The 26,042-nt window shown below is 62.5% G+C and carries 24 protein-coding genes; 8 read left to right on the top strand and 16 right to left on the bottom strand.

Going from position 1 to position 26,042, the window contains the following annotated elements; translation table 11 throughout:
• Positions 1–164 precede the first annotated feature (164 nt).
• The 5 genes from HQ912_RS16525 to HQ912_RS16505 all read right to left on the bottom strand — a co-directional run bounded on the left by HQ912_RS16525 (position 165) and on the right by HQ912_RS16505 (position 4,474).
• Positions 165–1,421, bottom strand: a complete 1,257-nt coding sequence (locus HQ912_RS16525; protein ID WP_173407041.1) for an FAD/NAD(P)-binding oxidoreductase — start codon at positions 1,419–1,421, stop codon at positions 165–167.
• Positions 1,418–1,654, bottom strand: a complete 237-nt coding sequence (locus HQ912_RS16520) for a 2Fe-2S iron-sulfur cluster-binding protein (protein ID WP_076385187.1) — start codon at positions 1,652–1,654, stop codon at positions 1,418–1,420. Before HQ912_RS16520 ends, HQ912_RS16525 begins: the two co-directional genes overlap by 4 nt.
• Positions 1,647–2,762, bottom strand: coding sequence for an NAD(P)/FAD-dependent oxidoreductase (locus HQ912_RS16515; protein ID WP_107321693.1), 1,116 nt, complete (start codon positions 2,760–2,762; stop codon positions 1,647–1,649). Before HQ912_RS16515 ends, HQ912_RS16520 begins: the two co-directional genes overlap by 8 nt.
• Positions 2,759–3,691 (bottom strand): 4-hydroxyproline epimerase, encoded by a 933-nt coding sequence (locus HQ912_RS16510; protein WP_047228981.1) that lies wholly within the window; start codon positions 3,689–3,691, stop codon positions 2,759–2,761. Before HQ912_RS16510 ends, HQ912_RS16515 begins: the two co-directional genes overlap by 4 nt.
• Positions 3,692–3,802: 111 nt before the next feature.
• A complete protein-coding gene (locus tag HQ912_RS16505; RefSeq protein WP_047228982.1) occupies positions 3,803–4,474 on the bottom strand; it encodes a GntR family transcriptional regulator in 672 nt (223 codons plus the stop codon).
• A 204-nt stretch (positions 4,475–4,678) separates the two neighbouring features.
• On the opposite strand from HQ912_RS16505, the gene HQ912_RS16500 reads away from it, so the two are divergent.
• On the top strand, positions 4,679–6,820 hold the full coding sequence (locus HQ912_RS16500) for a TonB-dependent siderophore receptor (RefSeq protein ID WP_173407040.1): 2,142 nt from the start codon (positions 4,679–4,681) through the stop codon (positions 6,818–6,820).
• A 51-nt stretch (positions 6,821–6,871) separates the two neighbouring features.
• Here HQ912_RS16500 and HQ912_RS16495 read toward each other — a convergent pair whose 3' ends face one another.
• Positions 6,872–7,606 carry an SDR family NAD(P)-dependent oxidoreductase gene (locus tag HQ912_RS16495; RefSeq protein ID WP_047228984.1) on the bottom strand — a complete coding sequence of 245 codons (735 nt, stop codon included), beginning with the start codon at positions 7,604–7,606 and terminating at the stop codon, positions 6,872–6,874.
• Positions 7,607–7,892: 286 nt separating this feature from the next.
• Complete coding sequence (locus HQ912_RS16490; RefSeq protein ID WP_047228985.1) at positions 7,893–8,099, bottom strand: tautomerase family protein; 207 nt, start codon at positions 8,097–8,099, stop codon at positions 7,893–7,895.
• A 126-nt stretch (positions 8,100–8,225) separates the two neighbouring features.
• Between HQ912_RS16490 and HQ912_RS16485 the strand changes: the two genes are divergently transcribed.
• Complete coding sequence (locus HQ912_RS16485; RefSeq protein WP_047228986.1) at positions 8,226–9,149, top strand: LysR family transcriptional regulator; 924 nt, start codon at positions 8,226–8,228, stop codon at positions 9,147–9,149.
• A 95-nt stretch (positions 9,150–9,244) separates the two neighbouring features.
• Here the strand turns inward: HQ912_RS16485 and HQ912_RS16480 are convergent, their stop codons facing one another.
• Together HQ912_RS16480 and HQ912_RS16475 are read right to left on the bottom strand one after the other, a co-directional pair.
• Positions 9,245–9,679: a nuclear transport factor 2 family protein gene (locus tag HQ912_RS16480; RefSeq protein ID WP_047228987.1), complete on the bottom strand. Its 435-nt coding sequence runs from the start codon at positions 9,677–9,679 to the stop codon at positions 9,245–9,247.
• Positions 9,680–9,822: 143 nt separating this feature from the next.
• Positions 9,823–10,719: a LysR substrate-binding domain-containing protein gene (locus HQ912_RS16475; protein ID WP_047228988.1), complete on the bottom strand. Its 897-nt coding sequence runs from the start codon at positions 10,717–10,719 to the stop codon at positions 9,823–9,825.
• Between the two features lie 107 nt (positions 10,720–10,826).
• On the opposite strand from HQ912_RS16475, the gene HQ912_RS16470 reads away from it, so the two are divergent.
• From HQ912_RS16470 to nahK, 4 genes are all read left to right on the top strand, one after another.
• Positions 10,827–12,101 (top strand): glucarate dehydratase family protein, encoded by a 1,275-nt coding sequence (locus HQ912_RS16470; protein ID WP_173407039.1) that lies wholly within the window; start codon positions 10,827–10,829, stop codon positions 12,099–12,101.
• Positions 12,102–12,383: 282 nt separating this feature from the next.
• Positions 12,384–13,568 carry a porin gene (locus HQ912_RS16465; protein WP_076385177.1) on the top strand — a complete coding sequence of 395 codons (1,185 nt, stop codon included), beginning with the start codon at positions 12,384–12,386 and terminating at the stop codon, positions 13,566–13,568.
• Positions 13,569–13,805: 237 nt separating this feature from the next.
• Positions 13,806–14,969: a nitric oxide-sensing protein NosP gene (nosP, locus tag HQ912_RS16460; protein WP_047228991.1), complete on the top strand. Its 1,164-nt coding sequence runs from the start codon at positions 13,806–13,808 to the stop codon at positions 14,967–14,969.
• Positions 14,899–17,541, top strand: a complete 2,643-nt coding sequence (gene nahK, locus HQ912_RS16455; RefSeq protein WP_260990035.1) for a hybrid sensor histidine kinase/response regulator NahK/ErcS' — start codon at positions 14,899–14,901, stop codon at positions 17,539–17,541. The genes nosP and nahK overlap by 71 nt, the downstream gene beginning before the upstream one ends.
• A 152-nt stretch (positions 17,542–17,693) precedes the next feature.
• Here nahK and HQ912_RS16450 read toward each other — a convergent pair whose 3' ends face one another.
• The 6 genes from HQ912_RS16450 to HQ912_RS16425 form a co-directional block, all read right to left on the bottom strand.
• The gene (locus tag HQ912_RS16450; protein ID WP_047229013.1) at positions 17,694–18,359 is read right to left on the bottom strand and encodes a response regulator transcription factor; all 666 of its coding nucleotides are present in this window, start codon (positions 18,357–18,359) and stop codon (positions 17,694–17,696) included.
• Between the two features lie 56 nt (positions 18,360–18,415).
• A complete protein-coding gene (locus HQ912_RS16445; protein WP_173407038.1) occupies positions 18,416–18,949 on the bottom strand; it encodes a PQQ-dependent catabolism-associated CXXCW motif protein in 534 nt (177 codons plus the stop codon).
• 250 nt (positions 18,950–19,199) lie between these two features.
• The gene (locus HQ912_RS16440) at positions 19,200–19,991 is read right to left on the bottom strand and encodes an ABC transporter permease (protein WP_076385171.1); all 792 of its coding nucleotides are present in this window, start codon (positions 19,989–19,991) and stop codon (positions 19,200–19,202) included.
• A complete protein-coding gene (locus tag HQ912_RS16435; protein WP_173407037.1) occupies positions 19,988–20,716 on the bottom strand; it encodes an ABC transporter ATP-binding protein in 729 nt (242 codons plus the stop codon). Before HQ912_RS16435 ends, HQ912_RS16440 begins: the two co-directional genes overlap by 4 nt.
• Entirely contained in the window at positions 20,713–21,717 is a 1,005-nt protein-coding gene (locus HQ912_RS16430; RefSeq protein ID WP_047228996.1) for a YVTN family beta-propeller repeat protein, read from the bottom strand. The genes HQ912_RS16435 and HQ912_RS16430 overlap by 4 nt, the downstream gene beginning before the upstream one ends.
• A gap of 31 nt (positions 21,718–21,748) precedes the next feature.
• Complete coding sequence (locus tag HQ912_RS16425) at positions 21,749–22,933, bottom strand: ABC transporter substrate-binding protein (RefSeq protein WP_173407036.1); 1,185 nt, start codon at positions 22,931–22,933, stop codon at positions 21,749–21,751.
• Between the two features lie 406 nt (positions 22,934–23,339).
• On the opposite strand from HQ912_RS16425, the gene HQ912_RS16420 reads away from it, so the two are divergent.
• Positions 23,340–24,596, top strand: coding sequence for a sensor histidine kinase (locus tag HQ912_RS16420; protein ID WP_173407035.1), 1,257 nt, complete (start codon positions 23,340–23,342; stop codon positions 24,594–24,596).
• Complete coding sequence (locus HQ912_RS16415) at positions 24,596–25,234, top strand: response regulator transcription factor (RefSeq protein WP_173407034.1); 639 nt, start codon at positions 24,596–24,598, stop codon at positions 25,232–25,234. The genes HQ912_RS16420 and HQ912_RS16415 overlap by 1 nt, the downstream gene beginning before the upstream one ends.
• 49 nt (positions 25,235–25,283) lie before the next feature.
• On the opposite strand, the gene HQ912_RS16410 is transcribed toward HQ912_RS16415, so the two are convergent.
• Positions 25,284–25,925 (bottom strand): pentapeptide repeat-containing protein, encoded by a 642-nt coding sequence (locus HQ912_RS16410; RefSeq protein ID WP_173407033.1) that lies wholly within the window; start codon positions 25,923–25,925, stop codon positions 25,284–25,286.
• Positions 25,926–26,042: the final 117 nt, after the last annotated feature.

Genomic DNA, 26,042 nt, shown 5'->3' with positions numbered 1-26,042 from the left:
GTCACCTCGCAATCGCACGCTGGTTCGCACAGTTCTTTATGAACGACCCGAAGCAACTGTGGGAGCGAGCCTGCTCGCGATAGCGCCGGTTCAGCAGCATTGATGTTGACTGACACTCCGCTATCGCGAGCAGGCTCGCTCCCACAGGTTGGGCTTGCACGGGCTCAAGTGGGCGGGGTTTCTTCCAGGTGCAGCAAAGTCTCGATCCGCGCCGGGCTGAAGGGCGGGCGCGGCGTGGGTGAGGGCCAGCCGAACAGATGTTCCAGCGCGGCAGCGCAGACCCGCCCCTGGCAGGCACCCATGCCGCACCGGCTCGCCAGTTTCGCTGCGCGCCAGTCCGGCTGGCCGACCAGCTCGCCATACGGCACGTCTTCGCAGCGGCACACCAGTGTGTCGTCCCGAGCGAGGGTCTTGAGTCGCGCGTTAAGGGCGAAGGCTTTGTTCAACGCCTGTGCGAAACCTTGCCAGCGTGCCCGGCGAGGCCACAAGCGTTGAGCGGCGACACTATTGCCGACGGCGCTGTGGCCGGCGATGGCGCCTTCCACCAGCGCCAGTTCGCTGCCACCGAACCCGGTGCATTCACCGGCGGCGTAATGGTCGTGGCGGGTGGTCGTTTGCCAGGCGTCAACGGCCAGCGCCTGGCCTTCAAGACCACAGCCCAGGGCCTGGCCGAGCTGAGTATTGGGAATGAGCCCGAACCCACAGGCAAGACGGTCACAGGCCAGTTCAAGTGTCTTGCCCTGTTGCAGCAAGCGCACGCCCTCAAGCCGCTCGCGACCCAGGGCCTCCAGCACATGCGTGCCGGTGCGGTAGTGTGGATCGAAAAGGCTGAACGACTGCAAAAACTTGCCCGGCCAGCGCGGCAACTGCGCGGCGAAACCAGCGACGGCGCCACGACTGGCCTGCTCGGCGATCCGCAGTACCTGCGCCCCTTGATGTTTGGCGGTGGCGGCGCTGGCCAGCAGCAACGGACCGCTGCCGGCGATCACCAGCCGTTCGCCGCGCACTGGCAGGCCACTCTTGATCAATGCTTGTAAACCACCGACGGCGATCACCCCCGGCAGCGTCCAGCCGGGGAAGGGCAGCAGCAGTTCGCGCGCGCCGGTGCACAGGATCAAGCGCTGGTAGGTGATCTGCCAGCCGCGCTCGGCATCTTCCACCAGCAGGGTTTTATCGGCGGCGCAGGCGATGACGCGGGTGCCGGCGTGGCAGCGCACATTGGCGCAGGCCTGTAATGAGTTGCGCAGACGTCGGGCCTCGGCGGGGAGGTGAGCTTGGGGGCCGTCGCGCCAGATCTGCCCGCCCGGCAATGGATTATCGTCCAGCAGCACAATGCGCATGCCGCTGCTTGCCGCGGCCAGGGCGGCAGCCATGCCGGCGGGGCCGGCGCCGATGATCAACAGGTCGGTGGTTTCGTTCATGGTCGTGTTTGCACCTGCATGCCATCGCGGCATAGCGTCTGGCAGGCCAGGCGTCGATGGCCATCGATCATCACCCGGCATTCCTGGCAAATGCCCATGCCGCACAGAGGCGCGCGGCGCTGGCCGCTGACCGAAGTGCGGCCGCAACCGTCGGCTCCCAGGGCAAGGGCGGCGGCGACGCTGGTGCCGCTGACGACAGTGAGCGGGCGACCATCGAGAAACAGATCAGGCATGGGCCGGTTCTCCCAGAAAACGCTGTGGCAGGTACGGTTGCGTCGCCAGCGGCGAGGTTTCGTTGAACAGTTGCGCGGCCAACAGATCGGCCGTCGCGGGTGCCGTCGTCACGCCCAGGCCTTCGTGACCCACCGCCAGCCACAGGCCAGGGCGTTGCGGATGTTGCCCCACCAGCGGCAGGCCGTCGGGGCTGGCGGCGCGAAAACCGGTCCAGGCGCGGATGCCGTTGAGGTGTGCCAGGCCTGGCATGTAGTCGACAGCACGCTTGAGCATCTTTGCCAGCATCCAGCCTTCCACTTGCGGGTCGACGGTGCCGAACTGTCGCGAGGCACCGATGAACAGCTGCCCGGTCGGACGCGGCTGGATATTGCACGCCACCGATGGACCGCTGGCGTTGTGAGCGCTGGTGACATACCCCAGCTCCACCAGGGTGTGGGAGATGGTGGCGGGGTAACGATCGGTGATCAACAAATGGCCCTTCTTGGCTTCGATCGGCAACTCCGGGCACAGCTCGGTGGCCTGGATGCCATTGGCGAGAATCACCGCTTCTGCGTTCAACCAGCGACCGTCCTCAAGACGCACTCGATGGCCGTCCACTTCAATGGCCTGGGCGCGTTGCTGAGCAATATTGGCCTCGTCCAGCATCCAGCGCGCGGCAGCCGGGGCGTACAGGATCCCGTCGCCCTTGATCAGCAGGCCGCCCTCCAGGCCTTCGCGCAGTTGCGGCTCACGCTGCTGCAGGGCCGCACGCCCGATCAGCTCGCAGTCTTCGCCATGAGCCAGCAGGTTCAGGTACTTGCTATGGGCAACGGCCATTTCCTCGGCATTGGCCGCCAGCCACAGGGTGCCGTTGTTGCGCCAGGCACAGGCGTCGGGCAGGGCCGGGGCCAACTGGCGCCAGCGCTGCAGGGAATATTGACTGAGGGCCAGTTCCGCCGGGTTGTCGTCCAGCACCAGCAAGTGGCCCATGCCGGCAGCCGTGGCGCCGTGCCAACCGGCATCGAGTACCAGGACCTTCAAGCCTCGCCGGGCCAACGTCCGGGCGCAGGCGGCGCCGATGATGCCGGCACCGATGATGATCACATCGGCGACGTGGCCGGCGTTCACGGGACGATGCCCCAGGCGAACGGATCATCCGGCTCAATGACCAGCGTGGTTTCGGCGCTGATGTAGGCGCGGCCGCGAATGGTCGGCACGATGCGCTCGCCGTCGAACTCATAGGAGCCTTCGAATTCACTGCCAATGACACTGGCCTGGCGCCAGATCTGCCCGGGTTGCAGTTTTCCGTCAGCGGCCAGGCACGCCAGTTTGGCGCTGGTGCCGGTGCCGCATGGGGAGCGGTCATACGCCTTGCCGGGGCAGAGCACGAAGTTGCGGCTGTCGGCGTGCGGGTCATCGGCGAACAGTTCGATGTGATCGATCAGGCCCCCGTCCTCACCCCGCAGACCTTGCTGTTCCAAGGCCTGCTGCACGGCGTAGGTATAGGCGGTCAACGCGTCGAGGTTGTCGCCCGCCACGCGCTGGCCATGGTCAGCGATCAGGAAAAACCAGTTGCCGCCCCAGGCCACATCGCCCACCACCGGGCCGATACCGGGCACCTCCAGGCTCAGGGCCTTGCGGTAACGGTAGGCCGGCACATTGCGTACGCTGACCGAACGGTCCTCATGCAAGGTCGCTTGCACCGTGCCCACCGGGGTTTCGACGGTGTGCACGCCAGGGCCGATCTTGCCCAGGTGTGCCAGTGACGTCACCAGGCCGATGGTGCCGTGGCCGCACATGCCCAGGTAGCCGCTGTTGTTGAAGAAGATCACCCCGGCACAGGCGCTCGGGTCCTGCGGCTCACAGAGCAGCGCCCCCACCAGCACATCGCTGCCCCGTGGTTCCAGCACGCAGGCGGTGCGCCAGGCGTCATGCTGTGTCGCTAGACGCTGGCGGCGCTCGGCCATGCTGCCTTGGCCCAGGTCGGGAAAACCGTCGGTGACCAGACGGGTCGGTTCGCCGCCGGTATGGGAATCGATCACGGTAATGCGTTTCATGGGGGGCCACGTCCGTTCAGATGAGTGACGGCAAGCGTGGCCCGCGCTGGGGGGGGACGGCTTGATGGATTTATCTGTCACTCATGACGAAATCGGCACAGCAGCGGCGCATCAATGGCTCGAAGGCAGGAACTCGAACAGCGTCTTGCAAACGCCGGCGATGTGTTCGTCCAGTAACTTCACCGCCCGCTCCACATCACCGGCGCGGCAGGCCGCAAGAATTTCCCGGTGCTCGTGGTCGGCGCGTTCCTTGCCGGCCGAAAGGCTCATCTGCATGCGCAGGTAGCGCTCCAGCTTGTCGTGCACCGAGCGGATCAAACCCACCAGAAAGGGGCGTTGCGCCGGCTCGTAGAGACAGGCATGCAATTGCCAGTTCAGTTCAGCCCAACGACCCACGTCGTCTTCACCGATGAACTCACGGCAGATGCTCTCGGCGCGGACGAAGGTCTCTTCGGTCATGTTGGGAATCGCCAGACGCAGCACTTTGTCTTCCAGCAGCATCCGCACCTCGAACATCTGCGCCAGCTCCGCCTCGGAAATGCGCGTGACCATCGCCCCGCGATTGCGCTGGAACATCACCAGCCCCTCGGCTTCCAGGCGCTTGAGGGCTTCGCGCACGGGAATTTTGCTGACGTTGAACTGCCGGGCGATGTCGTCCTGGCGAATGGGTTCGTCCTCGGCAAAATGCCCGGCCACGATGGCTTCGCGCAGATGACGGGTGATGATTTCCGAAGTGGAAGGGGTGTTGCCCAGATCAGGCAGATTGAACTTGGATAAGGTCACGGCGGCGGTCGTTTGGCTTGGTTGGGGATATGGTATACGACTTTGCCAGCAGTCGCGTTGTGCAGTTGGCACGTGCCAGGAAGGGGCATTTTGCTGGGTTGTGAATGGGAATTTGTGTCAAACAAGAATGAGTTGCTGTATCTTTCGCGACACATTCTTGTCGGCCTCTGGGGGCTGACGTATTTTCGTTAGGATTGTGCATCGATGCGTCGGATTCTCGTTTCACTGTGTGTGCTCCAGGCTTATTCCGTATCCACGTGGGCAGACGAGCCCATGGCCGCAACCTCCGCACCGTTGGAACTGCAAGCCACGGACATCGTGGGTCTTTCGGAGATCGAGTCCGCGCAAGGGCCCGTCAAGGGATACCACGCGACCCGTTCGGCCAGCGCGACACGTACCGACACCGCGATTCATGAAACCCCACAGTCGATTTCCGTGGTTTCGCGCGACGTGGTGGAAGACCTCAGCGCCACCCGGCTGCAAGACGCGCTCGATTACGCCGGCGGGGTCGGCAGGGCGAACAACTTCGGTGGCCAGGGCCTGACCACGTTCACGGTCCGCGGCTTTACCACGGGCGAGTTCTACCGCAACGGTTTCCCGATCAACCGCGGTTACCCGAACATGCCAGATGCCAACACCATCGAGCGCCTGGAAGTGCTGCGCGGCCCGGCGACGATGTTGTACGGTCGCGGCGATCCAGGCGGCACCTTCAACGTGGTGTCCAAGCAGCCATTGGCCGAACGCACGGTGACCCTGGGCAGCCAGGTCAGCGACCAGGGCATGCGTCGCGGGACCCTCGATGCCTCGGGCCCGCTGGACGAAGAAGGGCGCCTGGCGTATCGCCTGAACGTGATCGGCGAGGGCGGCGATACGTTCCGCGACCACGTCGAGACCGAACGCTATGGCATTGCGCCGGTGGTGACCTGGCAGGTCAACGACACCACGCGCCTGACCTTCGAAGGCGACTTCATGCGCAACAATGCGCCGCTGGACCGTGGCTTGACCCATTACGCCGGCCAGCGCGGCACCGCCTCGCGCGATACGTTCTTCGGCGAGAAAGACGCCGGCAAGTTGCACAACGACAACAACATGCTGCAGGTGCGTTTCGAGCACATGCTCAACGACGACTGGACCTTGGCCGGCGGCACCCAATGGCTGGACGGCACCCTGCAGGGCAACGCGGTGGAAGGCAACGGCATCGCCGCCGACGGGCGTACCCTGGGGCGCAATTTCAACTATCGCAAACTGGAGTGGACTGACCGGGACACCCAACTTAACCTCACCGGGCGTTTTTCCACGGGTGGGTTCGAGCACACACTGTTGACCGGCATCGAGTATGAAGATTACGACTACCAGTCCATCATCAAACGTTCCGCCGCGGGGAGCAGTGCTTATCCAATCGATATCTTCGATCCGGTGTATGGCCAGCCACGCCCGGCGCTGACACGCACGCCCACCGATGATCAGGAAAACCTCAAGACGTTTGGCGTATTCGTGCAGGATCAGGTGGCGCTGACTGAGCGCTTGAAGCTGTTGGCCGGGGCACGTTTTGAGCGGTTCGAGCATCAGTACGAGAGTTTCGTCCCTCAGACCCCGCCTGGTAGTCGGAACTGGGACGTCACCGACAGCGCGGTCACCCCGCGCCTGGGTGTGATCTACGATTTGACCGACACCTTGGCTGTCTATGCCAATACCGCGCGCTCGTTCAAACCCAACAACGGTGCCAGTCGCGAAGGCGGCGGGTTCAAGCCGGAAGAGGGCAAGTCTTATGAGATGGGGATCAAGTGGGAAGCCTTGGATCGTCAGTTGAGTGTCGATGCGGCGGTGTACCAGATCGAAAAACGTAACGTGCTCACCACTGACCCAGTGGATTCCACCTTCAGCGTGGCCGCTGGCGAAGTGCGCAGCCGTGGTTTTGACCTGAACATGGCGGGCAATTTGACGCCGGAGTGGCGCGTGATTGGTGGTTACGCGTATGTGGATGCCGAAGTGACCAAGGACATCAATATCCCGTCCGGCACCCGCTTGCTCAACGTGCCCAAAAACACCTTCAGCCTGTTGAACGTCTATGAGTTCCAGGATGGCGGCCTCAAAGGGCTGGGCCTGGGACTAGGCGCCAAGTATGTGGATGAACGGGCCGGCCAGACGGCGGCGACTGCGTTCTCCATGGACAGCTACACGGTGGTGGACCTGCTCGGCTACTACAAGGTCAACGAGCGGATCCGCCTCAACCTGGACCTGAAGAACCTGTTCGACGCCGACTACGAAGAAGGCGCTTTCGGTAACGTCTATGCCTACCCAGGCGCACCGCGAACCGTGCAGGCCGGCATCTCCTATACGCTCTGAACTCCAGGCGTCATGAAAACCCCGGAGGTTGTGCCTCCGGGGTTTTTCTTTTTACCACTTGCCCGTGCTCATCCCGCCGTCTACCGGCAGTATCGCGCCGGTCGTGAAATCAGCGCGCGCCAGGTACAACACGGCCTCGGCAATTTCCTCGATGGTGCCCACGCGACCGGACGGGGCCAGGTTGTTGAGGAAGTCGCGGTGCGCCGGGTCATGCATGGGCGTGTCGATGATGCCGGGGGCGACCGCGTTGACCTTGATGTTGTGCGGCGAAAGCTCCAGCGCCAGGGCACGGGTCATCTGGTTGACCCCGCCTTTGATCAACACCGGCAGCGCCGCCGGCACCTGGATGTTCGGTTGCAGGGCCACGGCGGCGGAGATGTTGATGATGAAACCCTGCTGACGACCGATCATGTGTGCGGCAGCCGCCTGGCTGGCGTAGACCAGACCCTTGAGGTTGGTGTCCAGCAGCGCTTCCAGGTCCTGGGGGCTGTATTCGATGAAAGGTTTTGGCAGGAAGAAGCCGGCGTTGTTCACCAGCCCGTCCACGGCCCCGAAGGTTTCGATGGCTTTGTTGATGAGACGGGTTGAAGTCGCCGGGTCAGCGATATCACCGGCCACGCCAATGAAGTTCGCCGGATGGCCGAGCTGTTGCGCCGCGCTGTCCAGGCCGGACTGGGAGCGGGCATTGCCCACCACGTTATAACCCCGATCCAGGAACGCCTGGACCAGACCCAGGCCGATGCCACTGGAGGCGCCGGTGATGATGACGGTTTTGTTGAGGCTCATGATTGAACTCCTGATCAATTGAATTGAAACCGTTGCGCCGATGTTGGCGGTGGTTGAGATCAGGGTATTGATGCGCTTGGGTTTGATAAATACGGGGGCTGGTACTTGAGTTGATACGTCATGTAATTAATTCAATGTGGGAGCGAGCCTGCTCGCGATGACGGTATTCCAGCCAACATCAATGTGACGGGTCCATCGCCATCGCGAGCAGGCTCGCTCCCACAGGGTTAATCATCAGGCACAAAAAAGCCCGGTCAGTTGGACCGGGCTCGGGAAGGTAGAACCGTCACTCTTTGGGCAAGCTTCGGTATTGCGTCGTCGTCATACCCGCGTAACCCCAGTTATCGGTGTCGACTTCCTCGATCACGATGTGGGTCAAGTGCGGGTCCTTGCCCAGCACCCGCTGCAGGGTTTCGGTGATCTCGGAAATGACCTGGGTTTTCTGCTCGCGAGTGACGCCGTCGCGGGTAATACGCACATTGACGAAAGGCATGATGCACTCCTGCTGATGGGAAATGAGCGCAGGAGGTTCCCGCGCCACGGGGGCCACTATATTTATACGCCTGCGGCTGATAAACAGGTGTCTGGAACTTTCAGTTGATACGCGGTGTAACGAATCATGAAGCGTCATTTCGAAGACTTGCAGTTGGGCAGCATAGAACTGTTCTGCCTGGCGGCGGAGGCAGGGAGTTTCACCGCAGCGGCCCAGCTTGCCGGTGTGACTCCGGCGGCGGTGAGTCGCTCGATTTTCCGTCTGGAGGAGCGCCTGGGTTCGCGTCTTTTCGTGCGCACCACACGCAGCATTCGGCTGACGGAAGCCGGCAAGACCTATTTCGAGCAATGCCGGCAAGCGCTGACGCAACTGGTGGAGGCGCAACAGGAAATGATGGGCGCGCAATCGGTGCCGTCCGGGCAACTGCGCATCAGCCTGCCCACCACCTACGGTCATCACCGCATCCTGCCCTTGCTGCCGGCCTTTCGGGCGCTGTACCCGCAAGTGACGGTGGACCTGCACCTGAGCAACCGAAACATCGACTTCGTTGCCGAAGGTTATGACCTCGCCATCCGGGTGCGAGCGCAACCCGACTCATCGATGATCGCCCGGCTGCTGGAAGACGCGAAACTGGTGGTGGTCGCGGCCCCGGATTACTTGCGCAAGGCCGGCACGCCGCAGGTCCTTGAAGATCTGGACGACCATGAGTGCATCCAGTTCGAATTGCCCAGCAGCGGCCGGCGGATTTCCTGGTTGTTCAATGTCGACGGCAAGGAAAAGGAGGTGTTCGGCGAAGGAGGGTATTGCTGTTCGGACGATGTGCTCGGCGGCGTGACGCTGGCCAAACATGGCGCCGGCTTGTTCCAGACCTACAAATTCATCGTGGAGCAGGAGCTGGCCAACGGGCAATTGGTGGAGGTACTTGCGCCTTTCGCGGGGCGCTCACGTCCGTTCACCTTGCTGTATCCCCACGGTCGGTACGTGCCGCAGCGGGTGCGCGCCTTTGTCGATTTCCTGCTGCAGTACCGGGAGCAGTGGGCGGCGGATTGAAGTAACGGTGACCTGTGGCGAGGGGATAAATCCGCTCGCCACATTGAATCCCTGCCGCTTCAAGTTAACTAACGGCGCCCACGGAGATTTTTAGCTCAGAACCGAAACGCCTGCCGCCCAATCAGCAGCCACTTGCCATTCTTCTGCTTCTGCCAGATCTGAAAGTTCTCAATTTCCGTCGGAACCACTTCGGTGCCTTTGAGCGCTTGCGCGGAGAAGTGGTGACGCACCAGGGCCACATCGCCTGACAGGGTGATTTTCTGATCCTTCATCTCCAGGGTCTTGAACGCGCTCTTGCCGGTTTCGATGTCGGCAATGAAGGCTTTCTTGTCCTGAATCTTCCCGCTGGAGTGCCCGTAGGTCAGGTTTTCGGCGGCCAGTGCCTGGAGTTGTGGGATGTCTTTGTGCAGCATGGCTTGGGTCAGGTGGTCGACGGCCTGGGCCACTTCCTGCTCGGCCGATGAAGAGGCAGCCGCGACGTAGCCGCTGAACAGGCACAGAAAGCTGATGACCAATGTGGCTTTTTTCATGGGTATTTCCTTATTTTTGTAGGTATCGGAGCGGATTAGCGTTTTCGGCTGATCTCGTCTGTCATCGTACAACTTGTTTGGGGTGACGGGAATAGGTCGTCAAGTTAGGTCACTGCGGAGGGCGACATCGGTAGGCTTCAGATTCAGAGACCCTCGCGAACCGCCCCGCGAATGCCCTCCAGCAACATGGCAAACGCCGGGTTGTCATTGTCCTGGCGCCATACCAGGTGCAACTCGCTTTGTACCCCTTCACCCAGATCGATCTCACGAAACACCACCTGCCTGAACACCACGCTGGTGGCACACCGGGGCACCAGTGCCAGACCCATGCCGGCGTTAACCAGCGCCAGGATCGTCAGCGACGACCCCAGCCATTGCACGAACTGCGGTGCAACGCGGGCCGAGCGCAGCATGCCTGTGAGCAGTTCGTTGAAAGGTGGGTAGGCGGAGTGGGAGTACATCAGGAAGGGTTCACCGTCGAGATCTTCGACGCCCACCGAATCGGCACTGGCCAGCGGATGCCCCACAGGCACGGCCAGGACGAACGGTTCGCGCACCAGGCACTCGGTGGCGTAGCCGGTTTCCAGCAGTGGCGAGCGGACGATCCCCAGGTCGATGCGGCGAGCGCGCAGGGCCTCGTGTTGCTGGTAGGTGTTCATCTCCGACAGAACGATTTTTACCTGGGGTTGCTTCAAGCGGGCTTCGGCGATGACTTTGGGTAGAAACTCATACACCGCGCTGCCGACGAAGCTGATGGTGACTGAGCCGATGTCGCCCTGGGCAAACCGCTTGGCGGCCACGGCGGCTTGTTGCGCCTGCTCCAGCAGGTTCTGCGCTTCGATGAAAAACGCCCGTCCGGCGGCGGTGAGCGCCACGCTGCGAGTGCTGCGGGTGAACAGTTCGACACCCAGGTGATGTTCCAGCAACTGGATCTGCCGACTCAGCGGAGGCTGGGTCATGTTCAGACGTTCGGCGGCGCGACGGAAGTTGAGTTCGGTCGCCACCGTAGTGAAGCAGCGTAGCTGGGCCAGTTCAAACATTGATTCAATCCAGGTATCAATCAAGTGCCAAGTTAGATTAGACGGGAGCAATACCCTCCGTCCATCATCGGCCCGTTCTCTACAAAAACAATGATCGGAGCCGCTGCATGAAGATCACCCGCGTCACCGTCACACCCATCGCCTTTCGCGATCCGCCGTTGCTCAACGCCAGCGGCATTCATGAGCCCTACGCGTTGCGTTCGATCATCGAGATCGAGAGCGACAACGGTTACATCGGCCTGGGAGAGAGTTACGGCGATGCGCCGGCCCTGGCGATCCAGCAGCAACTGCAAAGCCAGTTGATCGGGCTGGACCCGTTCAACCTCAACCAGTTGCGGGCCATCGTCCAGGCCACCGTGGCCGCCCACCGGCCCGCCAGCGTTGCCGGTGCGGAGCTGGCGCCGGGTTCCCATGCGAGCAAGGCGGTGAGCAATGCTTACTCAGCGTTTGAGGTGGCCTGCCTGGACCTGCAAGCCCATTACCTGAACGTGCCGCTGGTGGATCTGCTGGGCGGGGCGATTCGGGATGAGATCCCGTTCAGCGCCTATCTGTTTTTCAAGTACGCCGAGCACGTCGATTCGCCGTATCCGCCGGACAGCTGGGGCGAGGCGCTCAACGAACAGCAGATCGTCGCCCAGGCCCGGCGCATGATCCAGGACTACGGCTTCAAGAGTATCAAGCTCAAGGCTGGCACCCTGGAGCCGGAACACGAGGTTTCCTGCATCAAGGCGTTGAAACAGGCGTTTCCCGGCTACCCGCTGCGCATCGATCCCAATGGCAACTGGTCGCTGGAAACTTCCATTCGCATGGCCGAGCTGCTGGGCGATGACCTGCAATATTACGAAGACCCCACACCAGGGCTCGAAGGCATGGCCGAACTGCACAGGCGCACGGGCCTGCCGCTGGCGACCAATATGGTGGTCACCGATTTCGACGAGTTCCGTCGCAGCGTGGCGCTCAACAGTGTGCAGATCGTCTTGGCCGACCATCATTACTGGGGCGGGCTGCGAGACACCCAGGCGCTGGCGAAAATGTGCGACACCTTTGGCCTGGGCGTGTCGATGCATTCGAACTCCCACTTGGGCATCAGCCTGATGGCCATGGCCCACGTCGCGGCTTCGGTGCCGAACCTGGATTACGCCTGTGACACCCATTACCCGTGGCAGGAACCGGATGAAGAGGTGATCAAGGGCGGCAAGCTGCCGATTGTCGATGGTTGCGTGAAAATCACCCGTGCGCCGGGGCTTGGACTGGAGCTGGACCGCGATCAACTGGGCAAGCTGCATGAGCAGTTCCTCAGTTGCGGCATCCGCCAGCGCGACGATGTGCGGCAGATGCAGCGCTACAAGCCGGACTGGAAAACCGTCAAACCGAGGTTCTGAGTCAAGGATCCTGTGGGAGCGAGCCTGCTCGCGATGGCGTTGGGTCAGCAGCATTTAGGGTGGCTGACACACCGCCATCGCGAGCAGGCTCGCTCCCACCTTAGTTTCAGGGTTAGGCCCTAAGTATTGCCCCTCCGTCACATCGCAGTCTTACACCCAAACTGCCGCGCCGGGCCGGCGCCTCCAAAGCATCCGCCAATTGCCTCCAAGGCAGCGTATGACGCGGCCTGTCGCCTTTCGATAATCGCCTCCGACATCCCGTCTCATGTTGCGGAGCGCGCCATGCACAACAATAAAAATACTCGCCACCGTTTTTTGCCTGCGGTCATCGCCGGCCTTTCGAGCCTTGGCCTGACGTCGTGGGCCCAGGCTGAAATCATGCTGTACGACAAGGACCAGACCACCTTTTCCACCGACGGCTATATCAACGCCTTTTACGTCAACAGCGATGTTGACCGGGCAGGGGAGCAGTTCGACCGTCGGCAGGCGCGGGTCAAGATGGGCTTCTTGCCCAACTACCTGGGTTTCAACATGGGCAAGCAGGTCGATGACCTCAAGCTTGGCGCCCGTGCCTCGTTCTGGGTGACCATCAACGACAGCGAAACCAACGGCACCGACACCGCCATCGACGTGCGGCAGTTCTACGGCACCGTCGCCAATCCGCAGTGGGGTGAAGTGCTGGTCGGCAAGGACTTCGGTCTGTTCGCCCGTTCCAACATTCTGCTGGACGAGTTACTGGCCGGTTACGGGCAGGTCAGCGACACCCTCGGGTTGGTGGACGGCGGCGGGGTGTCGTTCGGCAACATCGGCAGCGGCTACCCGTATCCGTTCCCGACTTCGCAGATCACTTACCGCACGCCGGTGATGGATGGGCTGCGGGTGGCGGTGGGCATCATGGACCCGGTGGACACCAACGACAGCAGTGCCACCGGCAAGGCCTACCAGGAAAATCCGCGTACTGAAAGTGAGGTGACCTACCAGTTCGACCTGGGTGGGGCGAAGATCTACAGCTGGCTCAACGGCAGCTACCAGACCTCGGACAACACCGACACCACGGTCGATTCAGTGACCTCCAAAGGCCTGGGCTATGGCGTACAGGCGAAGATGGGCGGCCTGTCGCTCACCGGTTCCGGGTTCCAGGCCAAGGGTATCAACCCGTTCTTCACCAACAACGCCGGCGAAGCGACGTTGCGCAATGTCGACAGTACCGGCTACCTGTTGCAGGGCTCCTACAAACTGGGCAAGAACCGCCTGGCGCTGTCCTACGGCAAGACCGAGGACGACGGCAATGGCGTGGTGGGCAGCGGCGCCGACTATGAAACCCGTGGCATAGCGCTGTTCCATGACGTCAACGACAACCTCAAGCTCGTGGCCGAATACAACCAGTTCGAAATCAACGGCCATGACACCAGCGCCCAGAACGAAGACACCGACACCTTTGCGGTGGGGGCGGTGTTGACCTGGTAAAGAGGATCCATCGGGGCAATGCCCAACCCTGTGGTGAGGGGATAAATCCCCTCACCACAGGAGCATTCCAGCCGAAGCCCGGGGTTTTTTGTGGTGGTCCCTGCCGTGCGCATCGCGGCAGGGGCCGCCACTGTTCTCCTCCCATGGAAGCGTCTACCCGCTACCCAAGTAGCATTCGTGAGTCGGGCGCCGCTTCGTACACTCAAGGTTCCTGTCACGCACCCGTCGGAGGCGAAGATGCTAAAGGCCCAGAGCGAAGGTGTGATAAGCGCCATGTCCCAGGCAACGAACGTCCAGCAGGTTGCCCAGGAGCTGGCGCGGCAGTTGTTGCACCCGCACTTGGGTTTCGTGCTGTTTTTCTGCTCCGCCGAATACGACTTGCCGGCTCTTGGCCAGGCGCTCTCCCAGAGCTTCGGCGGGATTCGCCTGGTGGGCTGCACCAGCGCCGGAGAAATCACCAGTCAAGGCTATGGCCGCAACTGCGTCACAGCGGTGGGTTTCGATCATCGGCATTTTTCCATTGCCGCCGAGCTGATCGGGGAAATGGAGCACTTCAGCTTGATCGACGCCCAGCAAATGGTCGAACGACTGGCCAGCGGTTGCCGCAGCAATGCGCTGGCGCCGATCAAGGGCCACAGCTTTGCCCTGACCTTGCTCGATGGGTTGTCCAGTCGCGAGGAGATGGTGCTGGCGGCGTTGAGCGCGGCGCTGGGGGACATTCCGCATTTCGGCGGTTCGGCCGGCGACGACAACTACCTGACTCACACCCACGTGTACTACGAAGGTCAGTTCCACAGCGGCGCGGCCGTGGTGGTGCTGATCAACACCTGGCTGGATTTCGAGGTGTTCACCACCCATCACATCCTGCCTCGGGAGGAGAAGTTGGTCGTGACCGGGGCCGACAGCACCTCACGGCGTGTCTACGAGCTCAATGCCGAACCCGCCGCCGAGGAATATGCCCGGCACATCGGCGTGCCGGTGAATGCGCTGAACTACCGGGTCTTCGCCGCCCATCCGCTGGCGGTGCGCATCAACGACCAGTATTACGTGCGGGCGATCCAGCAGGTGCACCCAGACCTGAGCCTGAGTTTTTACTGCGCGGTGGAGAACGGCATCGTGCTCACGGCGATGACCCCGGGCCCTTTGCTGCACAACCTGCAAGAGCTGTTCAGCGGCTTGCAGGGGCGTCTGGGTGACTTGCTGCTGACCATCGGCTGTGACTGTTTTCTCAGGCGCATGGAACTGGAAGATCGCGGTGGCCTGGAGCAGATCGGCCAGTTCCTGCGCGACCATCGCGTGATGGGCTTCAACACCTACGGAGAGCAGTTCAATGGCATGCACATCAACCAGACCTTCACCGGAGTTGCCATTGCCCGCCATCGCGTCCCCGGCCATCGCTGACCTGCAGGCGCAGATCGCCAGCCTGCAGCACGAAAACCGCAAACTGCGGCGGATCAACGACGCACTGATCGAACGGGTGGAGTCCGGCGTGACCCGGGGCAACGACCCGTATGCGGCGTTCCAGCATTCAGTGGTGCTGGCCGAGCAGGTTCGCGAGCGCACCGACGCCCTGAACCAGGCCATGGCCGAGCTCAAGGCCGGCAATCACCTGCTGGGCGAAGCGCGGCTGCGCGCGGAAACCGCCCACCGGCACCTGATCGATGCCATTGAGAGCATTTCCGATGCGTTTGTGCTGTTCGACGAACAACAGCGCATCGTCTTGTTCAACAGCCGCTTCAAGGCGTTTTGGGCCCACAGTCGCGTGCGCATCATCGCCGGGATGCGCATTTCCGAGGTCAAGCGACTGATGACCGCCAACGGGTTGTTCAGCGAAGAACCGCGTGGCCAGGCCGACGAGCATGTGCTTTACCGCTTGCAGAACGGGCGCTGGCTGCAAGTCAGCGAACGACCAACCCAGGAAGGCGGTCGAGTGATTCTGTTTACCGACATCACCGACGTCAAACTCAGTGAAACCGTGCGTCGCGAACAGGCCATCGCGCAGAAATCGCACTTGTTGCAACGGGCCGTGGACAACCTTTCCCAGGGCGTGGCCATGGTCAATGCCCAGGGTGTGCTGGAGTTGTGGAATCGTCGCTTCCTGGAACTCAGCGGTCTGGCGCCAGTGGCGGCCCATCGGCCGTTTTCCGAGGTGATCGCCGACAGTGAACTGCAACTGCTGACCCCGGCCAGTCGCGACAGCAATGGCCGGCTCATCCACGAAAGCGAGCAGCGCCTGTCGGATGGCCGGGTCCTGGAGATTCGCACCCATCCGCTACCCACCGGCGGCTACGTCAACACCTTCACCGACATCACCGAGCGCTACCAGCACGCCGAGGCCCTGAGTGAAAGCGAACGCTGGATCCGCCTGATCACCGACCATGTGCCGGCGCTGATCGCCTACCTCAATGCCGACTTGGTCTACGAATTTACCAACAAAGTCTACGAGCAATGGTATTGCTGGCCCCGTGGCGTGATGCTCGGCCAGAGCCTGCGCGAGGCCCACAGCGAACAGCATTACCAGCGCCTGGAGGCCTACGTGGCCCGGGCCTTGGCCGGTGAGAGTGTGACGTTCGAGTTTGCCGAGACCAATATCAACAACCAGGAACGCTATATGCTGCGTTCCTACGTGCCCAATCGGCTGGCCAATGGTGAAGTGGTGGGAATCTTCGTGCTGATCCGCGACATCACCGAGCGGCGTCGCACCGCCGAGGCGCTGCACCAGGCCTACCAGAACCTGGAACAGCGCGTCCAGGAACGCACCGCCGAACTGACCACCCTCAATGACCAGCTATTGCGCGAAATCGACGAGCGCAGCCGGGTGGAGTTGCGCTTGCGCGAGGCCAAGCGCGAGGCCGAGCAGGCCAACCTGTCGAAAACCAAATTCCTCGCGGCGGTCAGTCATGATCTGCTGCAACCGCTCAACGCCGCGCGGCTGTTCACCAGCGCTTTGCTCGAGCGCCGTGAGCCGGTAGCGAACGCGCAACTGGTGCGCAACGTCAGCCACTCGCTGCAGGACGTGGAAAACCTGTTGGGCACGCTGGTGGACATTTCCAAGCTTGATGCCGGGGTGATCAAGGCCGATATCGCGCCATTCGCCCTCAGCGAGCTGCTCGACAACCTGGCCGCCGAATACGTCCAGGTGGCGCGCAGTGAGGGGCTGGAATTGCACTTTGTGCCGTGTTCGGCCCTGGTGCGCAGCGACATGCAGTTGCTGGCGCGGATCCTGCGCAATCTGCTGAGCAATGCCATTCGCTATACCCCCAGCGGGCGGGTGATGCTGGGCTGTCGCCGGCACCGTCAGCGCTTGTCCATCCAGGTCTGGGACAGTGGCATCGGCATTGCCGAAAACCGTCTTGAAGAGATCTTCCAGGAGTTCAAGCGCGGCGATGTGCAGCGCCCGGATCAGGATCGAGGGTTGGGCCTGGGACTGGCGATCGTCGAGAAAATCGCCGGGATCCTTGGGCACCGGATCCAGGTGCGTTCATGGCCGGGCAAGGGCTCGGTGTTCTCCATCGACGTGCCCCTGAGCGCCACCGCGCCCAAGCCGTTGCCGAGCCTGGAGATGAGCGAGCCGATGCTTGAGCGCTTGCGCGGGGCCCGGGTCTGGGTGCTGGATAACGACGCGGCCATCTGCGCCGGCATGCGTACGTTGCTCGAAGGTTGGGGTTGTCGGGTGGTGACCGCGCTGTCGGAGCAGGACCTGGCGCGCCAGGTGGACAACTACCATGCCGAGGCCGACCTGCTGATTGCCGACTATCACCTGGACAACGAGCAGAACGGCGTCGACGCCGTGGCCCGGATCAACGCCCGCCGGGCCTCGGCGATCCCGGCCATGATGATCACCGCCAACTACAGCAACGAACTCAAGCAGCAGATCCGCGAACGCGGCCACACCCTGATGCACAAGCCGGTGCGGCCGATGAAACTGAAGATTGCGATGAGTCATTTGTTGAGTGGGCCCAAGAGTCATTGAGCCGAACGCTGTTGTGGCGAGGGGATTTATCCCTGCTGGGCTGTGAAGCAGCCCCCCTGGATCTGCCAGGCAGACCGAGTTCTTAGGTTTTAGGGCCGCTTCGCGCCCCAGCGGGGATAAATCCCCTCGCCACAGGGATGTGTGTCAGCGGTTCAACGGCGCAGATAAGCCCCGAAATCAATATCCCCGGCACTGAGAATCGCCTGCACCCGATTGTGCACATTGAGCTTGCGCAGGATGGCCGAGACGTGAGCCTTGACCGTGGTTTCGGCGATCTCCAGCGTGTAGGCGATCTGTTTGTTCGACTCGCCCTTGGTCATGCGTTCCAGCACCAGCAATTGTTTACGGGTCAGTGCCTGCAGCAGCTCGGGCGCAAAGGCCGGGGTTTCGTTCAGGCGGCGGCCCATTGGGCTTTTCTGCGTGCGGATGATGTCCGGTGGCAGGTACACGTTGCCGTTGAGAATCTGCTCGATGGCGTCGGTCATCTGCGAGCGCGGCGAGGACTTGGTGATGAACCCCACCGCGCCGTAGGTAATGGCTTGCAGCACCACCTGTTTGTCCTGTTCGGCGGAGACGATCACCACGGGGATGGTCGGCGCCTCGTTGCGCAGGTTGATCAGGCCATTGAGGCCGTGCATGCCGGGCATGTTCAGGTCCAGCAGGATCAGGTCGAGGTCGTCGTGCTCGCGGGTCAACGCCAGGGCGCTGTCCAGATCGGCGGTTTCCATCACCTCGCTGCCAGGAAAACCGTCGCTGATGACGTTGTGGATGGCTTCGCGAAACAGTGGGTGATCGTCGGCTATCAGGATCTTATACATGGCCATTCACCTCGTTATTGTCGTGTGGGTGGAGCGGGGGCACGCACTCATTGAAATCAGGGAAAGGGTTCGGGCCGGGCCGCTTGCAAGGGCAGGCGAGCCGCCTCCCAGGCGTCGAGGCCGTCGCGGTACCAATACAACTGTTTATAGCCCATGGCGGCGGCGCGTTTTACCGCGTTCCAGCTCAACCAGCAATCAGAGCGGCAATAAAAGACCAGCGGTTGATCCGCTCGCCCGCCCGTGGCTTTTCCCAGGTGATGGTTGAAGTAATCCTGCCAGGTCGAGTCGAGTTCGCCGTCGCCGGTATTGGCCAGCCACAGGCTGCCGGGGAGGTTGGCGTGGGGCTCGTTGTCGATGAAGCGTCCCTGGAGCCAGGGGCGGCGATAGACGTCGATCAGGATCGCAGACGGCGTTTGCATCATCAGCTGTTGCAGTGCCTGGGTATCGAGCGTCTCTGCGCCATCGACGGTGGCGGGCGTCGGGCTGCGGTACTGGGCAATGCGATAGCCCTGCGCGGAGAACAGCGCAGTGTCAGCCTGGGCGACATTCAGCCACAGGCCCAGCAAGACGATCACCAGCAAACGGGGCATGGGAATTTATCCTTTTTGTTATGCGCCCATTACATGCCAGGGTCGAGGTCTTGTGAATGCGACCATAGACAGGAAAACCGGTACTAAAGTAGTAATTTCGGGCTCAAAGACAAGTGTCAAACCTAGGTCATGCTCTATCCCCTGTGGGAGCGAGCCTGCTCGCGATAGCGGTGGTTCAGTTGGCAGAGACGTGACTGACGCACCGCTATCGCGAGCAGGCTCGCTCCCACAAGGGTTATTCGTCGTGCAATCAGCCTGCTTTGCGCAACGCCGCATGCTGCGGATTGAAGGTCCACACCGCCAGTAATGCGAACACCAGGGTCAAGCCCGCGCACACCACCATTGCCAGCAGATTGAACCGTTCATACAACGCATAACGCACCAGCTCCACCCCATGGGTGAACGGACTCACCGCGCACAGCCAGTACAGCCAAGGGCTGGCCTCCAGCATTTTCCACAATGGATACAGTGCCGAGGACAGGAAGAACATCGGGAAGATCACGAAATTCATCACCCCGGCAAAGTTCTCCAGTTGCCGAATGGCATTGGACAGCAGCAGGCCCAGGGCGCTGAGCATCAGGGCCACCAGCAGCAGCGCCGGAAATGCCAGCAGCAGACCCATGGCCGGTGGCTGGATGCCGTACAGCCAGGCAATGGCGAGAAATGCGTAGACCTGCAACAACGAGATCAGCGAGGTTGCCAGCAACTTGCTCGCCAGCAGGAAGGCCCGCGGCAGGGGGCTGGTGAGCAGCACGCGCATGCTGCCCATTTCCCGGTCATAGACCATCGACAGCGAACCCTGCATGCCATTGAACAACAGGATCATGCAGGCAAGCCCAGGCACGATGTACACCTCATAAGGGATGTAGGTGTCATAGGGGGCAATGATGGCGATGCCCAGTGCCGCACGAAAGCCGGCGGCGAACACCAGCAGCCACAGCAGCGGCCGCACCAGGGCACTGAGAAAGCGCGTGCGTTGCAGCACGAAACGCAGCCATTCACGCACCACGATGCCGCTGAAGCATTGCCAATACGCGTTCATGGGTGAACTCCCGCTGCGGTGAGGTGGGTGAAGGCCGAACCGAGGGTGCCGCCGTGTGCCTGGCTCACGGCGTCGGCGCGTGCGCTGGCGACGAGGCGGCCTTGATGCAGGACCAGCAGATCGTCGCTGGGCTGTACTTCGTCCAGCAGGTGCGTGGTCCACAGCACGCTGATGCCCTCGTGGCACAACTGGCGGACGTGTTGGTTCAGGGCCAGCCGGCTGGCCGGGTCAAGGCCAACGCTGGGTTCATCGAGCAGTAACAGGCGCGGTTCATGCAGCAGCGCCCGGGCGATTTCCACCCGGCGACGATGGCCGCCATTCAGGGCGCGCACCCGTTCGTGGCGCCGCTCGGTCAACTGCTGGCGGGCCAGTTCGGCGTCAATGCGCACACTGCCCTGGCGCCGCGACAGGCCATGCAGCGCGACGTGGTAACGCAGGTTCTGCTCGACACTCAGGTCCAGGTCCAGGGTGCTCTGTTGGAACACCACGCCCAACTGGCGCAAGGCCGGCCGCGGCGAGGTCTGCAACGAATGGCCGCCGACGCGGACCTCACCGCGCTGTACGTCGTACAGGCGCGTGAGCAAAGCAATCAGCGTTGATTTACCGGCGCCATTGGGGCCCAGCAACGCGGCGAAGCGCCCGGCTGCGAGGTTGAAACTCACCTGCCTGAGGGCTTCGCGCGCGCCGTAGGCGAAGCTCAGGTCGCTGACTTCCAGGGCGTTCATGGCGTCACCACTACGCCCCAGGGATAGCGCCCAACCTTCACCGACTTGAGCACTTTGCGGCTCTGCACGTCGATCACCGACACATCGCCGCTGACGCCATTGGTTGCCAGCAGTTGGCGTTGATCGGGGGTGAATGCCAGTTGCCAGACACGCCGCCCCACCAGCAGGTAATCCAGCACTTCGAAGGTCTTGGCATCGATGACGGCGACGTGATTGGCCGGGCCCAGGGCGACGAAGGCGAGTTTGCCGTCGGCGCTGAGCTTGATGCCCACCGGTTGTACCTTGTCGGGGTGAACGCCCTTGATCTGGAACGTCAGCGTCTTGAGCACCTGGCGACTGGCGACATCGAGAATCGTCAGCGTGCCGCCGATTTCCGCTGAGGCCCAGAGCTGCGAACCGTCACGACTGAACTCGACGAAACGCGGCCGTTGGTCCACCAGTGTGTTGTCGGCCAAGGTCTGGGTGCTGGTGTCGATCCAGTGCAGCATGTTGGTGGTTTCACTGGTGTTGACCGCCCATTTGCCATCGGGGCTGACGGCCATGCCTTCGGGCTCGACGCCGACGCCGATCTGTCCCAGCACCTCGGAAGTCTGGGTGTCGATCACGGTCACCAGGGCATCGTCTTCGTTGGACACGTAGAGCCAGCGGTCATTGGGGTGCAAGGCGAACTGTTCCGGGTCCTTGCCGGAGGGCAATTCCTTGATGATCTTGCGGGTGGCGACGTCCATCACCTGGACCCGGTCCGAATCGCTGGCGCAGATGTACAGCAGGCGGTTGTCGTGGGACAGCAACAGGCCTCGGGGGCGTTGGCCCACCGGCAGGGTCTCGATGACCTCCAGGCTCTGCATGTCGATCAGGCTCAGGCTGTTGTCTTTCTCATTGGAAACCCAGGCGATGCTGGCGGCGGCGGGGCCGGCGACCAACAACGCCGCCGCCAGGGTGAGGGTCTGGCAAAGCAGGGCAGGTTGGAACCGGGTCGGGTCAAGCAGGGGGCGGCGCATGGCGGTTTCCTTATTGTTGTTCTTGAAGGGATCAGGGGTAGCGGCAGCTCACTTCGGGCCGGTCGTAGCCCAGGCTGTCCATTTCGTTGGTAGGGTGCAGAAAACCGTCCTGGGGCGAGGTGCTCACCAGCGCCCGCGGCTGAACCAGGGGAATCGGCTGGCGCAGTTGCCCGTTCCACGGCCGGTAACTGAGCTTGCGCCCCTTGAAACCGTCCAGCGGCAATTGCTCGCTCAGCGCCAGTTGGCGGATGGCCAATGGATCGTCCTGGCGCAGTTTGCTCACGGCACTGGCGATGCTGCGCACGGCGATCCAGGCGGCGAAATCACGATCATTCATCCAGCGCCCGGCCAGGGCTTCGAAGCGTTTTTGCAGCTGTGCCGCGCCGTAGGTTTCCACGGTCTTGTGCCAGGCGGTGGGGGTCAGGCCTTGCGTGCCGGCCACCGGACGCGGGTACCAGGTCTGGTAGGGCACGTATTCGCCGAAGTCGCCGCGCTCGTCGGCCACCAGCACCACGTCGTATTCGGCGGTCTGGGTGAACAAAGGCATGTCGGCCTGGGCGCTGCGGCGCTGGTCGTTGTCGAACTGCCAGTCTTTTTGCGCGATGACCTTCATGCCGAAACGCTTCATGGCTCGTCGTAGCGCGGCAGCATAGGCCTGGTCCTCGGCGGTCTGGCCGACGATCAGTAACGCCCGCTGCCATTTGCGTACGACGCTGAACTGCACCAAGGCATCGGCGAGCATCGCCCGGTCGGGCAGGCTGTGGAGCACGTTGCCCAGGCAATCGGTGGTGCGCAGGCTGTCGTCGGCGCTGCCGGCATTGAACAGCAGGCTGTCGGGCAGGGCGGCACTGAGTTGGCGCAGGCTGGCGGATGGTGCGTTGACCACAAACAACCGCAGGCCTTGGTCATGCTGCGCTTGGGCGGCCTGGAGCAAGGCTTCGGGGCTGTCGACGCTGGCGCTTTGCAGCTGGTAATCGTGCTTGAGAAAACGCCCGGTGCTGTTGCTGTCGACAATCGCCAACTGCGCCCCGCGCAGTCCGGCATCGGCGGGCTCTTCAATGACGTTGGACAGCAGCGGGCCCGGGTCGGGGCGGTAACCCAGGTAGCCGATGCGCACTTGCAGCGGCGCGCCGTCGCCAGCCTGGGCGGCGACCGGCAACCCGGCGCTGGCCGCTGCGAGCAAAGGGATCAAGGCGTAACTGACGAGCCGGCGCATAACACCTCCATTGCGGGTAGCGCCAGCATAGGAAGCCTGTGTCCAGGGGGAAATATGCAGAAAGTACCGCCGGGCCAGTACCAAGGTAGTAACCCGCTGTCGACGCCGGGGTTTTAGGATGCCAGTCATCGTCATTCATCAGGAGCGGACAGACCGTGCGGATTCTCAAAGCCCTGCTGCTGCCGTTGTTGCTGATCTTGAGTCTGATTGGCGTGGATCGGTTGTCTGGCAAACCAAAGAGCTGCCGCGAACACAAAACCTGCGAGCACACAGGTCCCCCTGTGGGAGCGAGCCTGCTCGCGATAGCGGTGGTTCAGTCGACAGCGCTGTTGAATGTGCCGATCTCATCGCAAGCAGGCTCGCTCCCACCGGGGTTCTGTGCCGGCCAGGGAATGGGCCGCTAACCATGTCGGCCCTCTGGCGAATCAACCTCTGGGTGACGGCGTTTTTCGCCGTGGTCACCCTGGCTTGTGCGGTCCTGTTGCTGCATCAAGCCACGACTGATGTGAAACGTGAGCTGCAATCGGCCGAGTCCGTGGTGCATTACCTGAGTGAAACCGCCGAGCGCAACCCGGCCAGTCTCCAGTCGCGGCTGACCGGCAGTTTGCGTCATGTGCGGGTGCACTGGTTGGCGGCGGGGCAGGTGCAGCCGGGGAACAGCGAGGGCGGGGTGAGCGCCTGGCTTGGTCGCTGGTTACTGGGCGACGCTCTGGCTGCCGCGATGGTGGATTTGCGCGACGGTCGCCGGGCCTGGATCGCGGTCGATCCTCGGGACGAAATCGAAGAAGTCCTCGATTCCCTGGTGCAACTGCTCGGCGTCTGTGCGCTGGCGCTGTTGGTCAGCCTGCTGGTGATCCGCTGGGCGGTGCGCCGGGGTATGGGATTGCTCGATGAATTGCTGCGGGCCCTGCGTCAGGTCTGCGCCGGTGATTTGCAGGTGCGGCTGGCCGCTGATGCTATCCCGGAGGCCCGGCAATTGGCGGTGCATTTCAATCGCATGACCGCTGCCCTGACTCAGGCGCAGGCCGATAACACCCGGCTTACTCAAGCCCTGCTGGCTGTGCAGGAGCAGGAACGCACGCAGCTGGCTCGGACCCTGCACGATGACCTGGGCCAATACGTGGCAGGGATCCGCGCCCAGGCATGCTTGCTGCGGCTGGTGATCGATCAGCCGCCGATGCTGGAGCAGACCGTCAGCCAGCTCGAGGGTCATTGCGAGCATCTGCAACAGGGATTCCGTGCGCTGGTGCAAGACCTGTATCCGGTGGTGCTTCTGCACCTGCCGCTGTCCGAGGCCATCGAGCTGCTGGTGGCTCAGTGGCAACAAAACCAGGGCATCGCCTGTCAGCTGCGGATCAACGCGCCGTTGCCGCCGTTGTCGGGCTCGAACAAGACCCACCTGTATCGCCTGTTGCAGGAAGCGCTGACCAATGTCGTCCGGCATGCCGGCGCCACGCAGGTGCGGATTCGCCTGCAGCATCGGGCCGGGCGTTTGCGAGTGCTGGTGCGTGACAACGGCCGGGGAGCGACCGGGCCCCATCGAGCGGGCGTTGGCCTGCACTCGATGTCCGAGCGCGCCCGCAGCCTGGGTGGCGAACTGCGCATCATCAGCCAGCCCGGTGCCGGTTGGGCGCTGGCCTTGAATATTCCCCTGGAGGCGTGATGAACATCTTGTTGGTCGACGATCATGCGGTGGTTCGGCAGGGCTATGCCAGCCTATTGCGGGCGCTGATGCCGGAGCTGCACGTGCGCGAAGCCGCCACCGGTGAAGAGGCGTTGAGCCAAGTGCTGGAGCAGGTGCCTCACCTAGTGATCATGGACTTCGGCCTGCCCGGTATCAGCGGGCTGGAAACCACCCGGCGCCTGCGCCAGCGCCTGCCGCAACTGCGGGTGTTGTTCTTCAGCATGCACGATGAACTGCCATTGGTCCGTCAGGCGCTGGACGCCGGTGCTGCGGGCTACCTGACCAAGAATTCGGCACCCCAGATATTGGTGGAGGCCGTGCGCCGGGTGCTGGCCGGCCATGCCTACATCGAACAAGCCCTGGCCACCCAGTTGGCCTGCGCCAGCACCCGGCATAACACCGACCCGCGCTTGCAATGCATGACCCAGCGCGAGCTGGAGATCTTCGTCATGCTCGCCAGGGGCACCCCGGCGCGCACCATTGCCGAACAGCTGTGCATCAGCGCCAAGACCGTGTCCAATCACTTGACGCTGCTCAAGAGCAAGCTGCAGGTCAGCTCCCATGCCGAACTGGTGCACCTGGGGATCGACATGGGCGTGGTGCGGGTGGCGGGGTGAATCCCATCCTTGAAAGCAATACACAACTGTGGCGGTCCTTGAATGGGTACTAATCCCAAGTCGTCGGGCAACCCCTACACCCTTGCATATTCGCATCCTGAAAATTCCCGTAATGCTGGCGTGAACCGCTCATGTTGGCGTCTTCCAGGTTGCTTTCGCCAAGCTTGGCTTCCTGCAGGTTGGCGTCGCGCAGGTCGGCGCCCTTGAGGTCTGCCTTGCTCAGCCAGGCCATTTCCAGGTCGGCGGCTTGCAGGTTGGTTTCGTGCATTCGGGCGCCGGACAGCCGGGCGAATTGAAGATACGCGGCGCTCAGGTCGGCTTTCTGGAACTGCGCGCCCTGGGCAAACAGGCCCCAGCCCTGGATAGCCTTGAGCGTGGCCCCACTGAAGTCCGCCAGGCGCAGGTTGCTTTGCTGCAAGCTGGCACGGGTCAGGTTGGCGCCTTGCAGACGAGCCTTTTCCAGATTGGCCAGGTCCAGCCGCGCATGGCGCAAATCGGCGCCCCGCAGGTCGGCACCGCTGAGGTTCATTTTGCGCAGGTCCTGGTTGGCCAGCCGGGCCCCGCGAAGGTCGGCGCCGGGGCATTGGCTGGACTCGGCGATGATGCAGCCGTTGATGGTCAGGGGCATGTCGAGGTCGTCGGCGCTGGCATTTGCGGCGAACACGATCAATAAAACCAGTGGATAGTTCATGGCAGGAACTCGAGTTAACTGTGGGAGCGAGCCTGCTCGCGATTGCGGCGGTACATTCAACATCACTGCCATCTGAACCACCGCCATCGCGAGCAGGCTCGCTCCCACAAGGGATCT

This window comes from Pseudomonas sp. MPDS (assembly GCF_013283895.1).
GTDB classification, from domain to species: domain Bacteria; phylum Pseudomonadota; class Gammaproteobacteria; order Pseudomonadales; family Pseudomonadaceae; genus Aquipseudomonas; species Aquipseudomonas rhizophila.
The sequence above is the reverse complement of the archived record's forward strand: the minus strand, read 5'-3'. Positions and strand labels throughout refer to the sequence as shown.